This window comes from Halorussus gelatinilyticus, from assembly GCF_023238445.1.
GTDB classification, from domain to species: domain Archaea; phylum Halobacteriota; class Halobacteria; order Halobacteriales; family Haladaptataceae; genus Halorussus; species Halorussus gelatinilyticus.
Genome location: NZ_CP096658.1, coordinates 1,891,448 through 1,904,763, shown reverse-complemented (window position 1 = coordinate 1,904,763; position 13,316 = coordinate 1,891,448). Strand labels below are relative to the sequence as shown.

General features: G+C 67.3%; 15 protein-coding genes. 10 read left to right on the top strand and 5 right to left on the bottom strand.

Annotated features, from left to right (window positions below; translation table 11 throughout):
- Positions 1 to 190 precede the first annotated feature (190 nt).
- On the top strand, positions 191 to 1,417 hold the full coding sequence (locus tag M0R88_RS09830; RefSeq protein ID WP_248653337.1) for a pentapeptide repeat-containing protein: 1,227 nt from the start codon (positions 191 to 193) through the stop codon (positions 1,415 to 1,417).
- Between the two features lie 366 nt (positions 1,418 to 1,783).
- Here the strand turns inward: M0R88_RS09830 and M0R88_RS09825 are convergent, their stop codons facing one another.
- From M0R88_RS09825 to M0R88_RS09815, 3 genes are all read right to left on the bottom strand, one after another.
- Complete coding sequence (locus M0R88_RS09825; RefSeq protein ID WP_248653336.1) at positions 1,784 to 2,155, bottom strand: hypothetical protein; 372 nt, start codon at positions 2,153 to 2,155, stop codon at positions 1,784 to 1,786.
- 118 nt (positions 2,156 to 2,273) lie between these two features.
- Entirely contained in the window at positions 2,274 to 2,909 is a 636-nt protein-coding gene (locus M0R88_RS09820; RefSeq protein WP_248653335.1) for a DUF2238 domain-containing protein, read from the bottom strand.
- Positions 2,906 to 3,490 carry a hypothetical protein gene (locus M0R88_RS09815; RefSeq protein ID WP_248653334.1) on the bottom strand — a complete coding sequence of 195 codons (585 nt, stop codon included), beginning with the start codon at positions 3,488 to 3,490 and terminating at the stop codon, positions 2,906 to 2,908. The genes M0R88_RS09820 and M0R88_RS09815 overlap by 4 nt, the downstream gene beginning before the upstream one ends.
- 139 nt (positions 3,491 to 3,629) lie before the next feature.
- Here M0R88_RS09815 and M0R88_RS09810 point away from each other — a divergent pair, with 139 nt between their 5' ends.
- The gene (locus M0R88_RS09810) at positions 3,630 to 5,498 is read left to right on the top strand and encodes a PINc/VapC family ATPase (protein ID WP_248653333.1); all 1,869 of its coding nucleotides are present in this window, start codon (positions 3,630 to 3,632) and stop codon (positions 5,496 to 5,498) included.
- Between the two features lie 101 nt (positions 5,499 to 5,599).
- Here M0R88_RS09810 and M0R88_RS09805 read toward each other — a convergent pair whose 3' ends face one another.
- A complete protein-coding gene (locus M0R88_RS09805; protein WP_248653332.1) occupies positions 5,600 to 5,881 on the bottom strand; it encodes a winged helix-turn-helix transcriptional regulator in 282 nt (93 codons plus the stop codon).
- Positions 5,882 to 6,027: 146 nt separating this feature from the next.
- Between M0R88_RS09805 and M0R88_RS09800 the strand changes: the two genes are divergently transcribed.
- The 3 genes from M0R88_RS09800 (at position 6,028) to M0R88_RS09790 (ending at position 9,591) form a co-directional block, all read left to right on the top strand.
- Positions 6,028 to 6,336 carry an EMC6-like membrane protein gene (locus M0R88_RS09800; protein ID WP_248653331.1) on the top strand — a complete coding sequence of 103 codons (309 nt, stop codon included), beginning with the start codon at positions 6,028 to 6,030 and terminating at the stop codon, positions 6,334 to 6,336.
- Positions 6,337 to 6,338: 2 nt separating this feature from the next.
- Positions 6,339 to 8,153 (top strand): ribosome biogenesis/translation initiation ATPase RLI, encoded by a 1,815-nt coding sequence (locus tag M0R88_RS09795; RefSeq protein ID WP_248653330.1) that lies wholly within the window; start codon positions 6,339 to 6,341, stop codon positions 8,151 to 8,153.
- A gap of 88 nt (positions 8,154 to 8,241) precedes the next feature.
- Entirely contained in the window at positions 8,242 to 9,591 is a 1,350-nt protein-coding gene (locus M0R88_RS09790; RefSeq protein WP_248653329.1) for a hypothetical protein, read from the top strand.
- A 105-nt stretch (positions 9,592 to 9,696) separates the two neighbouring features.
- Here M0R88_RS09790 and M0R88_RS09785 read toward each other — a convergent pair whose 3' ends face one another.
- Positions 9,697 to 10,218, bottom strand: a complete 522-nt coding sequence (locus tag M0R88_RS09785; protein ID WP_248653328.1) for an archaemetzincin family Zn-dependent metalloprotease — start codon at positions 10,216 to 10,218, stop codon at positions 9,697 to 9,699.
- Positions 10,219 to 10,257: 39 nt separating this feature from the next.
- On the opposite strand from M0R88_RS09785, the gene M0R88_RS09780 reads away from it, so the two are divergent.
- The 5 genes from M0R88_RS09780 to M0R88_RS09760 all read left to right on the top strand — a co-directional run bounded on the left by M0R88_RS09780 (position 10,258) and on the right by M0R88_RS09760 (position 13,290).
- The gene (locus M0R88_RS09780; RefSeq protein WP_248653327.1) at positions 10,258 to 10,647 is read left to right on the top strand and encodes a UPF0146 family protein; all 390 of its coding nucleotides are present in this window, start codon (positions 10,258 to 10,260) and stop codon (positions 10,645 to 10,647) included.
- A gap of 73 nt (positions 10,648 to 10,720) precedes the next feature.
- Positions 10,721 to 11,512 carry a formate/nitrite transporter family protein gene (locus tag M0R88_RS09775; protein WP_248653326.1) on the top strand — a complete coding sequence of 264 codons (792 nt, stop codon included), beginning with the start codon at positions 10,721 to 10,723 and terminating at the stop codon, positions 11,510 to 11,512.
- Between the two features lie 70 nt (positions 11,513 to 11,582).
- Complete coding sequence (locus tag M0R88_RS09770) at positions 11,583 to 12,473, top strand: TIGR01548 family HAD-type hydrolase (RefSeq protein WP_248653325.1); 891 nt, start codon at positions 11,583 to 11,585, stop codon at positions 12,471 to 12,473.
- Positions 12,474 to 12,508: 35 nt separating this feature from the next.
- A complete protein-coding gene (locus M0R88_RS09765; RefSeq protein WP_248653324.1) occupies positions 12,509 to 12,886 on the top strand; it encodes a hypothetical protein in 378 nt (125 codons plus the stop codon).
- A complete protein-coding gene (locus tag M0R88_RS09760) occupies positions 12,883 to 13,290 on the top strand; it encodes a hypothetical protein (protein WP_248653323.1) in 408 nt (135 codons plus the stop codon). Before M0R88_RS09765 ends, M0R88_RS09760 begins: the two co-directional genes overlap by 4 nt.
- Positions 13,291 to 13,316: the final 26 nt, after the last annotated feature.

Here is a 13,316-nt window from a genome sequence, read left to right as displayed (position 1 = left end):
CCGCGCGAAAAGGCGTGCTGGCCCCGCGACGCGCCGGAGGAGCGGACCGGCGGCGACCGCCGGTTGCGCCGTTTCCTCCCCGGACGACTCGGCGCAGGTCGCGAAATCGGTGGGTAGACGCACTGAGTCGCAGTCGTCGCCCTGACCAATCGGGCACAAAGTGAAAGGGCGAGCGCGAACTACGTGACCTATGTCTGGCGAGACGCAGTCCGCGCCCGGCGAGTCGGGGGGTGTCCCCGAAGAGCAACCGCGGGGTGCAGACGGCGAGCGGAGCGCGGACGCGGACGAAGAGCGGACGGCAGGCGTCGCTGACGAGCGCCCGACGACCGCCGAGGGGCGATGCGGCTACACCCACGAGGCCAGCGCGGTGACGGGTCTCGGCGGGGTCTGTTGCTGGCGGCCGGTCTGGGGCGACACCGACCGGTGCATCTGGCACGCCGACGTGGCCCAGAAACCCTCGCGCGAACTGGAGGACGCCGCGCCGAGCGTCGGCGACCGACTCGACGGGGCCATCTTCCGCGACGTGGAGCTTTCGGGGGCCGATTGGCTCGCCGGCCGGACCATCACCGACGCCCGGTTCGTCAACTGTAACCTCGAAGAGACCGACTTGAGCGGGTGCGACCTCCGGTACTCCCACTTCGAGGGCGTGGACGCCCAGTCGGTGAACCTCCGCGGGTCGAACCTCGAACACACCGAGTTCCACCGCACCGACCTCCGGGAGGCCGACCTCTGTGGCGCGCGCCTCCACTACGCCGTCTTCGACAACGCCCGCATCGACGAGTCCACCAACTTCGGCAACAACGTCGTCTACGAGGACGAACTTCTCGACGCCGAGGACGACGGCATCACGTCTCTCCGCGTCCGGCGCAAGCACGAGAGCGGCGGCGACCGGATGACCCGCTACGAAGCGTCTCACTGGACCTACAAGGAACTCCAGCGACTCACCCAAGAGAACGGTCTGACCGCGGCCTCGCGGAACTACTACCTCCAGCAGAAGGACGTGCGCCGGCGCGAGGCGTGGGAGTACGGCTCCTACCCCCGCGCGCTGGCCAAGGAGGCGTGGCGCTGGACGACCGGCTACGGGTCGAACCCGTGGCGGGTCATCGCCACGGCCGCGGGCGTCATCGTCGTCTGCGCCGTCCTGTTCCCGCTGTTGGGCGAAGTCCACGCCGGTACGCCGAGCGGGACGCCCGTCGAGTACACCTTCAACACCCGCATGGGACTGCGCTACAACTTCGTGGTGTTCCTCCACAGCCTCTACTTCAGCGTCGTGACCTTCGCCACGCTGGGGTACGGCGACATGCAACCGGTCCTGTTCGGCGCGCAGGCCATCGCGGCCGCGGAGGCGCTGTTCGGCCAACTGCTGATGGCCCTGCTCGTGTTCGTCATGACGCGGAACGTGACGTGGTCGGAGTGAGACGATAGGTCGAAAACGGGGTTTGTCGGCGGAATTTCGGGGCGTTTTCCGTATCGGCGTGACGACAGTATCAGCGAACTCGAAGAAGGCTTAGAAAGCCCCCGGTCGCTGGCAGTCGTCTGAGCGACATATCCGGGCCTCTCCGCACCACCCGGCCCGGATAGTGGTCGCTCAGACGACTGAACTGTACGCCAGCGACCGGCCCCTTTCAGTCCACCCAAACGCGGCGGTTGACTCGCGGAGCGTTCGCTGGTGGCCTGTGTCACCACTCACGTTCCGGTGGATTGCGTCACCGAGCGCCCGAAATGGAGTGGTCGGCCGGCAATCGCAGGTCGAACGTCCGACCGCGGAACCCGCACAGAAGCCTCAGATGCTACAGTCGTCCACGTACTCGAAGCCCTCGTCGTAGTCGTCGCCGTCGTCGCGGTCCGCGCCGGAGTCGTCGTCTCGCGGGACGAAATCGGCGGGGCCGGAGTCCGAGGCGTCGGCCCTGTCGCGGTCGAAGTCGAAGCGGTCCGACCCGTCGCGGTCGGAGTCGGAGTCGTCCGGGTCGGTGTCGGCGGCCGCGTCGCCGAATCGGGCCGCGGCGTCGTCGTCGGTCGCGGTGTGCTCGTCGTCTAACTTCCGTTCGATGGCGTCCGCGACCCACGCTTCGAGCGACTCGCCGCCGTCGAGTCGCTCGTCGATGCGCGCCTTCGTGTCGGCCTCGACCGTGACCACGAGGTGTTCGTGACGCATGGCCCGCGATACGTGACTCGCGCGGATAAGTTAGTCGTCCGTTTCGGTCGGGCGGGCCGGCGGTCGTCACCCGGCCGACCGTCCGCAGTCGGTCACTCCCCGCAGTCGGTCACCGCCTTCAGTCCTCGACCGCCTCGGCGGCCTCCTCGGCCGCCCTCTCGGGGCGAGCCACGTCGAACGCGGCGACGGCGAGCGCCCCGACCTGATTGAACACGAGGTCGAGTATCACGTCGTCCAGTCCGTACTGGACCAGCAGGGCCTTCCCGCCGAGCGTGGCGGCGAGTTGCTCGGTCCCGAACTCCAGTATCTCCCAGAGGACGCGGAACGCCATGACGAACACGAGGATGAACGCGAACTGGAGTTCGCTCGGGAGCGTCGTCCGGTCGGACTCGCGGTCGATGGCCTTGACCGTCGCGTAGCCAGCGCCCGCGACGATGGACGCGGAGAGGGCGTGGGCGACCGAGTCGTACCACGGCACGTTCCGGTAGGGACCGAGAAATCCGGCCGCGTGGACGAACACCGCGGTCGAAATCCAGAGGACGTAGCTCACGTCCAGCGAGATGCCCGCGTCCCGGCGCAGGACCGCAGGGACGAACGTGACCCCCAGCGAGACGGCCGCGTTGACCGCGACCCCGGTTTTGCCGCGGGAGAGCCCGTAGACGACGAGACCGGCCAGTCCGGCCTGAAGCAGGCGGACCAGCCAGCGCTCGCGCTCCTCGTTCAGCAGGTCGGAGTCGGCCGGTCGGCCGGTCATCCGCGCTCGCCCCCCGAGAGGTCCGACGCCCGCCGGTCGGTCGGGTCGAGATACGCGAAGTGGACCTCGAAGACGACCGCCGCGGCGACCCCGGCGACGGTCGCACGAACGAACTCCCACATCACGGCGTCGGTCGTCGGCAGGAGGTCGGTTCCGAGCCACCGGTCGGAGTAGAACTGGAGGACCGCCCAGACGCCGATGGCGGCCATCGTCGCCATGACCACCGTCGCGTCGGCGAACCACGGGGCCATCTCGGCGTCGGTGAACACCGCCAGTTCGACCACGACCGCCAGCGCCACCGCGGCGACCCCGACGTAGACCGCGTAGTCGGTCAGCCACGGGAGGTCGAACGCCCGCGTCGCTGCGGGCAGGGCCGCCAGCGCGGTCACGGACGGCGGCAGGACGGTTCCCCAGTCCTCGGTGAGGAGCGGCGGCAGAACCAGAATCGCGAGCGTCAGGCCGAGAAACGCGGCCCACACGAGGTCGTGGCTCGCGACGCTCTCGACTATCGCCACGACGAGAAGTCCCACGAAGAGCCAACTGAGGCGGTCGGCCCGCTCCCCCGACAGCGAATCGAGCATGGTCCCGTCGGAAACAGGTCGTCCGCGTGATTGAAGCTTGTTGCCCTCGGACCGGGTTCGGAACGGTGCGCGCTCGGAGCGGCGCTCTGTCGGTCCTCGAAGCATACTCCTTATGAGCGCGCCGACCCAACGTGAGTACATGAACGTTCTACCGGACACCAGCGTCGTCATCGACGGGCGAATCTCCGAGCGCGTTAGTGACGGCGAGTTCGAGGGGGCGACCGTCCTGATTCCGGAGGCGGTCGTCGCCGAACTCGAAGGGCAGGCCAACCGCGGCCAGGAGAGCGGTTGGAACGGTCTCTCGGAACTCCAGCGACTCGCCGACCTCGCCGACGACGGCGACGTCGAACTCGAATACGTCGGCGAGCGCCCGGAACCCGAGGCCGCGGGCCGCGCTCACGAGGGCGAAATCGACGCTCACATCCGGGAGTTGGCCGCCGACCACGACGCCACGTTCGTCACCAGCGACAGCGTGCAGGCCGAGGTGGCGAAGGCAAAGGGCCTCGACGTGGAGTACATCGCGCCCAAGACCGACGATACCGAAATCGGCCACCTCGCCATCGAGGAGTTCTTCGACGACCAGACGATGAGCCTCCACCTCCGGGCGGGGGTCGCGCCGATGGCCAAGCGCGGGGAAATCGGCGAGATGCACTACCAGCAGATACGCGACGAGGTCTCGACCGAGGAGCAACTCAAGGAGTACGCAACCGAGATAATCGACTCCGCCAAGCGGAGCAACGAGGGCTTCATCGAACTCTCCGAGGACGGGATGACCATCGTCCAGTTCCGCGACTACCGCATCGCGGTCGCGGAACCGCCGTTCGCCGACGCGTGGGAAATTACCGCAGTCCGGCCCATAGTCAAGACCGACATGGAGGACTACGAGTTCGCCGACGAACTCAAAGACCGACTGCTCGAACACCAGCGCGGCGTCCTCATCTCGGGGTCGCCCGGCGCAGGGAAGTCCACGTTCGCGCAGGCGGTCGGCGAGTTCCTCGCGGACAACGACTTCGCGGTCAAGACGATGGAGAAGCCCCGCGACCTCCAGGTCGGTCCCGAAATCACCCAGTACACAGAACTGAGCGGCGAGATGGAGAAGACCGCCGACTCGCTGCTGATGGTCCGGCCCGACTACACCATCTACGACGAGGTGCGCAAGACCGACGACTTCGAGGTGTTCGCCGACATGCGACTCGCGGGCGTCGGGATGATCGGCGTCGTCCACGCGACGCGGGCCATCGACGCGCTCCAGCGTCTCGTCGGCCGGGTCGAACTCGGCATGATTCCCCAGATCGTAGACACCGTCGTCTACATCGAGGCCGGGAAAGTCGAGAAGGTCTACGACGTGACCACGCAGGTCAAGGTGCCCGAGGGCCTGATGGAGGAGGATCTCGCCCGCCCGGTCATCATGATTCAGGACTTCGAGACCGGTCGCCCCGAGTACGAGATTTACACCTTCAACCGGCAGGTCGTCACCGTGCCGCTCAACGAGGGCGAGCGCGAGGAGAGCGGCGTCTCGAAGCTGGCCAAACAGGAAATCGAGCGCGAAATCCAGTCGGTCGCCCGCGGTGCGGTGGACGTGGAAGTGCAGGGCCAGAACCGCGCCACCGTCTACGTCACCGAGGACGACATCTCCTACGTCATCGGCAAGGGCGGCGGCCGCATCGACGATATCGAGAACAGACTCGGCATCGACATCGACGTGCGCACCCACGACGAGAAACCGCAGTCGGCTTCGGGTGCGAGCGGCGCGAACGCCGGCGGTGCGGGCGGAGCCGGCGCGACTCGCGGCGAGGTCGTGACCCCCGAAATCACCTCCCGGCACATCGTCCTGCCGACCGACGGCCACGCGGGCGAGACCGTCGAGGTGCAGGCCGACGGCGAGTACCTGTTCACCGCGACGGTGGGGCGGGGCGGCGACATTCAGGTCTCGCGCGGCAGTGCGATCGCCGAGGAACTGGAGCGCGCCATCGACCGCGAACAGGCGATTACGGTCGTCGGCGCGTAAGCGGACTTCTCGGCTCGGGTTCCGCTCTCAGAGTCGGTCCCGAACGTGAAAAACAATCTCGCCCTCGGTAACGGCTCGCCCGCACCGACGGTCGGACGCGCTCAGTCGGCGCAGTTCTTGGCGTCGGCGCAGTCGGCCGACGTGTCGCAGGAGGCGTCGATCTCGTAGAGGTTCTGGCGAGCGTCGGCGAAGTAGACGTCCTCCTCGACTACCTCCAGTTCTTCGAGTCGTTCGAGCGCGTACCGGACCGTACGCGCCGATAGCATCGATTCCTCGACGATCTCCTTCTGGGTGAGCGCACCCTTGTATTCGAGTACTTTGAAGACCAACTTCGCGCTCGGCGGCAGGTCGTCGATGTCCTCTAACTCGGACTGAGTTGCCATCGTTACGAATCGAAACACGCGACCAGTATAAAAGTATTGAGAACGTCTGGCACTATCCCGCGCCGCGGACGAATCGGGAACCGCGAGGCGTCGAGTTTCCCACGCGTAACAAAAAGGCCTTCAACTCGGGTCCCTGAACGTCACGCATGGCGACCGAACAGGTATCCGAGCAGCGGTCCTCCCACGTCAGGGGCGTGACGGTGACGGCAGTCGCCACGCTCGCTGGCATCGCGGCGGCGCTCGTCTCCGCCGCCTTCCTCGGGACCGCGGCCAAAGACCAACTCGGACTGGCTATCGTGGCGGGGTTCGTCTTCGCCCAGTTGCCGGTCCTCCAAGTGATGGGCATCGACGTGGAGGACTTCTCCACGAAAGACCACCTCTACGTGCTGTTCATGACGTTCTCGATGTGGTTCGTGACGTGGACGATTCTGCTGACGAACGGAGTCACGTTCTAACGATGGCGGACGACAGTATCGCAGTCGTGGACTTAGAGCGGTGTCAACCGGACCGGTGCAGTTACGAGTGCAAGAACTACTGCCCGCCCAACCGGACCGGCAAGGAGTGTATCACCTTGCGCGGCGAGGACGCCGACGAGGGCGGCCCCGACCAAGTACACATCAGCGAGGAAATCTGCCTCGGGGAGACCTGCGGTATCTGCGTCGAGAAGTGCCCGTTCGACGCCATCGAGATTATCAACCTCCCGCAGGAGTTGGAGGACGAACCCGTGCACCGGTACGGCGAGAACGCCTTCTCGCTGTACGGTCTGCCGGTCCCGCTGGAGGGACAGGTCACTGGCATCCTCGGACCGAACGGCATCGGGAAGACCACCGCGGTCAAGATTCTGGCGGGCGAACTCGCGCCCAACCTCGGCCAGCACGCCGACCCGCCGGGGTGGGACGCGGTGCTGGACGCCTACCGCGGGACGGAGTTGCAGGACTACCTCGCGGACGTGCGCGACGGCGAGGTCAGCGTCGCGCGCAAGCCCCAGTACGTGGACAAGATTCCCGACCGGTTCGGCGGCCCGACCGCCGAACTGCTGGAGCAGACCGACGAGCGCGGCGTCTTGGACGACCTGCTCGAACGACTCGACATCGAACACGTCGTTGACCAGGACATCGACAGCCTCTCGGGCGGCGAACTCCAGCGCGTCGCGCTGGTGGCGTGTCTCGCCCGCGACGTGGACTTCTACTTCATCGACGAGATTACGCCGTACCTCGACATCAGCCAGCGCGTGAAGGCCGCGCGTCTGATTCAGGAGATGGCCGAGGAACACGGCAAGTCGATGCTGGTGGTCGAACACGACCTCGCCATCCTCGACCTCGTGGCGGACAACCTCCACGTGGCGTACGGTGAACCCGGCGCGTACGGCGTCATCACCTCGCCCAAATCGGTCCGGAACGGCATCAACGAGTACCTCAAGGGCTACCTCCAGAACGAGAACATGCGCATCCGGCCGAACGCCATCGAGTTCGAGGAACACGCGCCCCGCGAAGTGACGCGGGCCGACACGCTGGTCGAGTACCCCGACATCAGCAAGTCCTACGGCGAGGGCGAGTTCGGACTGGAAGTCGAGGGCGGCAAGATTCGGGAGAACGAGGTGCTGGGCATCGTCGGCCCGAACGGCATCGGGAAATCGACGTTCGCGCAACTGCTGGCGGGGCGACTCGAACCCGACGAGGGCGAGGCCGACTTCGACCTCGACATCGCGTACAAGCCCCAGTACATCGAAATCGACCAGCCGATGCGGACCGACAGCTTCCTGCGCTCCATCACCGACCGCGTCGGGTCGTCGTACTGGAACACCGAAATCGCCCAACCGCTCCAGTTGGACCGCATCATGGAGCAACAGCTCACCGACCTCTCGGGCGGCGAGCGCCAGCGCGTGGCCATCGCGGCCTGCCTCTCGGAGTCCGCCGACCTCTACCTGCTGGACGAGCCGTCGGCGTACCTCGACGTGGAACAGCGGGTCCGCGCGACCAACGCCATCCGGCGGTTCGCCGAACAGCAGGACGCGACGGTCATGGTCATCGACCACGACATCTACATGATCGACCTGCTGGCCGACCGGCTGATGGTGTTCGACGGCGAGCCCGCGGTCCACGGGCGGGCGAGCGCGCCCAAGGGGATGCGCGAGGGCATGAACGACTTCCTCGCCAACCTCGACATCACCTTCCGGCGCGACGAGAACGTCGGCCGCCCGCGCATCAACAAGCCGGGCAGTCAGTTGGACCGCGAACAGAAGAAGGAAGGCGAGTACTACTACGCGCCCTGAATCGGTCGGACTCGCCTCCCTCGACGGACGCCGTCGCCCCGACTGTGGAACCGAACCGTTTTCGTCAACCGACTCATAGCCCCAGCCAGTGACACGTCTTCCCGACTGGCTCGGAACCGGGTCCGAGCGCCGTGCAAAGTTACTCGCGTGTCTCGCCGTTCTCAGCATCGCGGTCGCGACGGTCGGCGTGCTGGCCGCGCCCGACCAGCCGCGCCTGACCGTCGCCGCAGAGTCGCCCGAGAACAACACCCTCGTCGCGCTACAGGGGTACAAACACGAGGGGAAGGCGGTCGAACTCACGCCGGCGGGCGAGGTGGTCTGGGAGTACGCCGAACCCGACGACGTGTTCGACGTGGAGGCGCTCGGTCCCGACCGCGTGCAGGTCTCGACGGCGAGCGAAGTCGCCGACCGGAACTGCCCCGAGCGCTACCGCAACGACGGGTTCCCGAACTGCGTCCGGAACAGCCTCAGAGTCGTCGAGCAGTCGAGCAACGAGGTGCTGTGGAACTACTCGTGGTACGACGCGGAACTCCACGAACACGAACTCCACGACGCCGACCACTACACCGTTCCGGCCAAGGGGAGCGGGGCCGACGGCCGCGCGGACCGCTGGGTGATGGTGGACATGGGCAACGACCGCGTGTTCGCGGTCAACCGCCAGCAGGAAATCGTCTGGGAGTGGAACGCGACCGAGACCTACGACCGGCCCCGGCGCATGGGACCGGAGAGCGACTGGACGCACATGAACGACGTGGACCGGCTCCGGCCGGGCGCCTTTCAGGTCAGCCTCCGGAACTTCGACACCGTAATCGAACTCCACGTCGGGAACGGCTCGGAGTCGGGCGAGCGGTCGGTCCGCGTCGAACCGGTCGTCGGCCCGAACCGGTTCGCCGGAAAGGGCGACGTGCTGTACGAACAGCACAACCCCGACCGCCTCGCCGACGACCACCTGCTGGTCGCCGACAGCGAACACGACCGCGTGGTCGAACTGAACGCGTCGGGCGAGGTCGTCTGGCGCTTCGGCGGGAGCGGGACACTCGACTGGCCGCGGGACGCCGACCGACTCTCGAACGGCCACACGCTGGTCGCCGACTCGTACAACGACCGCGTGGTCGAGGTGAGCGACGAGGGCGAAGTCGTCTGGGCGGTCGAGACCGGCGCGCTCCCCTACGAGGCCGACCGCCTGCCGGCCGAGTGGAGCGACGGCGCGCGCGCCGAAGGGTCGAGCGACCGCCCGACCGCGACCGACGCGAATCTGGCCGACGGCGGCCGGGAGTCGCTGGTCGGGCGCTACGCCGGCTACGTCGTCGCCATCTCGAAGTACGTCCTGCCAGCGTGGGTCGGCAGGCAGATGCCGTGGCTGGTCGTCGCCGCCGTCTCGCTGGTCGGTGCGGTCGTGGAAGGCGTGCGGTGGCGCGGAGTGCGGGTTCGGAGGTAACCGGGACCGGACGACAGGCTCGAAGCCGGAGAGTCCGTGTCGCGGACGGCAGGAAGAACGTGAGCGGACGGCAGAAAGAGAGCGAGAGGACGGACCGTCGGCCGACTACAGCACTTCCCGCTGGCAGGACCCGCAGAGGTTCTCCTCTTTCACGTCCACCTCGCGGACGGTCGGCGAGAAGTTCATGACGCAGCGCTTGTTGTCGCAGTGTTCCAGTCCGAGGGTGTGGCCGATCTCGTGGACGACCTCCTTGCGAACGCGGTCGGAGAATATCTCCACGGCGCTCCGGTTCGAGAAGCCGCCGTCGCTGGAGGTCTGGAGCCGATACGTCGAGATGACGCTCCCGTTGCCGTCGAGGTAGGCGAGACCGAAGACGTAGTTGCGGCGGCGGTAGAAGAGGTCTTTGGGCGTGATGGCGATGTTCTTCTCGCCGGAGCCGACGCGTCCGGCGAGTTCGATGAACTCCTCGGCGCGGTACTGGTCGCGTTTCTCGTCGTGTGCCCCGGTGGGGACGGGCTGGGAGTCGTGGATAGTAACGTCACAGTCGTAGACGGAACGCAGGGCGGTCGAAGCCTGCCGCTTGACTTTCGCAGAGAGGTCCCCGACCGGAACAACGTCAACGAGCATGGGAAACACTATGGGGGACCCACCCATAAACTTCCCGCCGTGCGTTCCCGAACCCGTCGTGCCATCGTCGGCCGCCTGTCCGACTTCGAACGACTCGTGGAGGTCGGCGTCGGCAACCGGACCGACGTGGCCGCCGCGCTCGCCGAGACCGGAAGGACGGTCACCGCGACCGACGTGCATCCCCGCGAGGTGCCCGCCGGCGTCTCGTTCGTCGCCGACGACGTACTCGACCCCGACCCCGAGGTCTACCGCGAGGCCGACGCCGTCTACGCGCTGAACCTCCCGCCCGAGTTGCACCGCCCGACCCTCGACGTGGCCCGCCGCCACGACGCCGCCTTCCTGTTCACGACCTTGGGCGGCGACCCGGCCGCGGTCCCGGTCGAGCGCGAGACCGTGCCGGGCGAGACCCTGTTCGTGGCGCGGGAGTAATTCGGGCCAAAGCCCCCGTAGGGAGACCCTACCTGCCGAGACGCTTAACATCGCGCCGACCGACCGGTTCGACGTGTCCGTCGCACCCGACCCCATCGAGATATTCGACCGAGCGGTCGAGGAGGGCGAACGCCGCCTCGACCAGTCGATGCTCGAACTCGTGGCGACCAGTTTCATCGCGGGTTTCACCGTCGTCTTCGGCATCGTCGCGCTCGGCATCGCGGAGGCGTTCGTCGAACCGCGGTTCGGCCACGGCGTCGCCAAACTCGTCGGTGCGCTCGCGTTCGCACCCGCCCTGGTCTTCCTCGTGGTCGGCCGGACCGAACTCTTCAACGAGAACTTCTTCGACCCGGTGGCGAAGGCGGTAGACGCCGACGACTCGTGGCTGGTCGGCCCGCTCGTCCGCCTGTGGACCGTCACGTTCGCGCTCAACCTCGTCGGGGGCACGCTCTTCGTCGCCGTGCTGTCGGTGAAGGGCGCGCTCCCGAACGGGACCGCGGACGCGCTCGTCGGCTACGCCAACGATTTCGTCCACCGGCGACCCGCCGCCGAGTTCGCCAAGGGCATCGTCGGCGGGACGCTGGTTACGTTGCTCTCGTTTCTGCTCGAAGCGGTCAACAGCGTCGGCAGTCGCATCGCAGTGTCCTACATCGTCGGCGTACTGCTGACGCTGGGCGTCTTCGACCACGTCATCGTCACGATACTCCACGTCGTCTTCGGGATGTTCCTCGGCGCGAACATCGGACTCGGCGAGTTGGCCGTGACGACGGCCGTCGTCACGGCCGGAAACCTCGTCGGGGGACTCGGACTGGTGACGCTCACGCACGTCGCCCAGTGGAAAGGGGCGCGCGAGTCCAGCGGGTGAGACGGCTGACGAACCGACCCCGCTTTCCGCCGTCGAAAGCCCCTTGAACGCCGGTTGACTACCCCCTCGCATGCAAGCAGACGCGGTCGTGCTGGACATCGACGGGGTAGTCGTGGACGTGGCCGACTCCTACCGACGCGCCATCGTGGAGTCGATAGCACGCGTCCACGACGATACCATCGAGAAGGGGGCTATCCAGTCGTTCAAGGACGCCGGCGGGTTCAACAACGACTGGGAACTGACCTACGCCGCCGCGCTGTTCGTCCTCGCGCGCCGGGAGGGACTCGAGATGGACGTGGCGACCTTCACCGACCGAATCGCCGAGCGCCGGGCGGAGTCGGACGGAACCGAGGCGGCCGACGGTCTCGACGCGGCCGAGGCGGTCGTCGCGGACGCGCTCGACTCGGCGGCCGAAGAGCGCGCACGGGCCGACTGGGACCCCGAGCGACTCCGCGAGGTGTTCCAGCAGCTCTACCTCGGCGCGGAGCTGTACGCGGAAATCGAGGGCGGAGAACCGGACCTCGACGCACCCGGCTTCATCCACGACGAACCGGTCCTGCTCGACGCCGAGACGCTGGACGCGCTGGCCGAGTACCAGTTGGGCGTCGTCACGGGGCGGCCCAGCGACGAGGCCGACATCGCCCAGCGCCGGGCAGGTCTCGACTTGCCCGACGACCGCCGATTCACGATGGACGACTGGGAGGAGGGCAAGCCCCATCCCCGCGCGCTCGTCACGCTCGCCGAGCGGTTCGGCGCGGAGTCGGTGGTCTTCGTCGGCGACACCTTAGACGACGTGAAGACCGCCGTAAACGCCGCCGACGAGGACCCCGACCGGGACTACTTCGGCGTCGGCGTCCTGACCGGCGGCCTGACCGGCGAAGGGGGTCGCCGGAAGTACGAGGCGGCGGGCGCGGCCGCGGTCCTCGACTCGGTGAACGACCTGCCGGACTTATTAGAGTAGGGACCCTTTTGAGGTTCGAGTCCGGGGAGTCCAATATGGACTGGTCCCGACTCGGGCAGGCGTTCGTAGACGCGTCGTTCGTCGGCGTCCCGCTCGGCGCTGTTCTCTCACCGCCCGACCCGTTTACGCAGTTGCGCTACATCGGCACTGCGTTCGCAGTCGTCCTCCCGGTCGCGTACCGGTACGACCCGCGGATTCTCTGGCAGAGGTGGCAGGACCACCTCCTCTTCGTGGTCGGAATCGCCGCACTCCAAATCGGTTGGCACAACGTAGTCAGCGGGACACGTTGGCCGCTCCTCGGTTTCGTCGTCCTCTTTGGCGGTTCGGGAGTAATCGTCTGGCTCGCGTACTTCGGCGGACTCGCGCGACTCCTCGGAGAGCACGACGAAGACAGGGAGGCGAGCGAGGCGTGAACCCCCGGAGCGTCGAACGAGCGGTCTGGACGCTCGGTATCGGAGGCTTTCTGGCCTACCTACTGGGGGCGCTCCTCGCGCCGAACCCGACCCGGATACTCCCGTACGTCGCCGGGGCGTCGGTCGTCGGGGTCCCGATAGCCAACTGGTACGTCACCCGCGAGTTGGACCGGTTCCCGAGCGAGGGCGCGGGTCGCCTGACGATGTTCTTCTTGACGACGTTCGTCGTCGCCTACCTCGGGATGGAAGCCGTCGAGTTCGTCGTCGCGCCCGACTCGACGGCCGAGACGGTCGGACAGGCCGCCGCGACGCTCGTCGGGCTTCACGTCGGCCGTCGGACGGCCTACCGCGGGGGATACGACCGGATTCGGGCCGCGCTCGTTGCCGAGCGCGGCGCGGAGTGAGAATCTTTAATCCGGCCCCGCCCGGA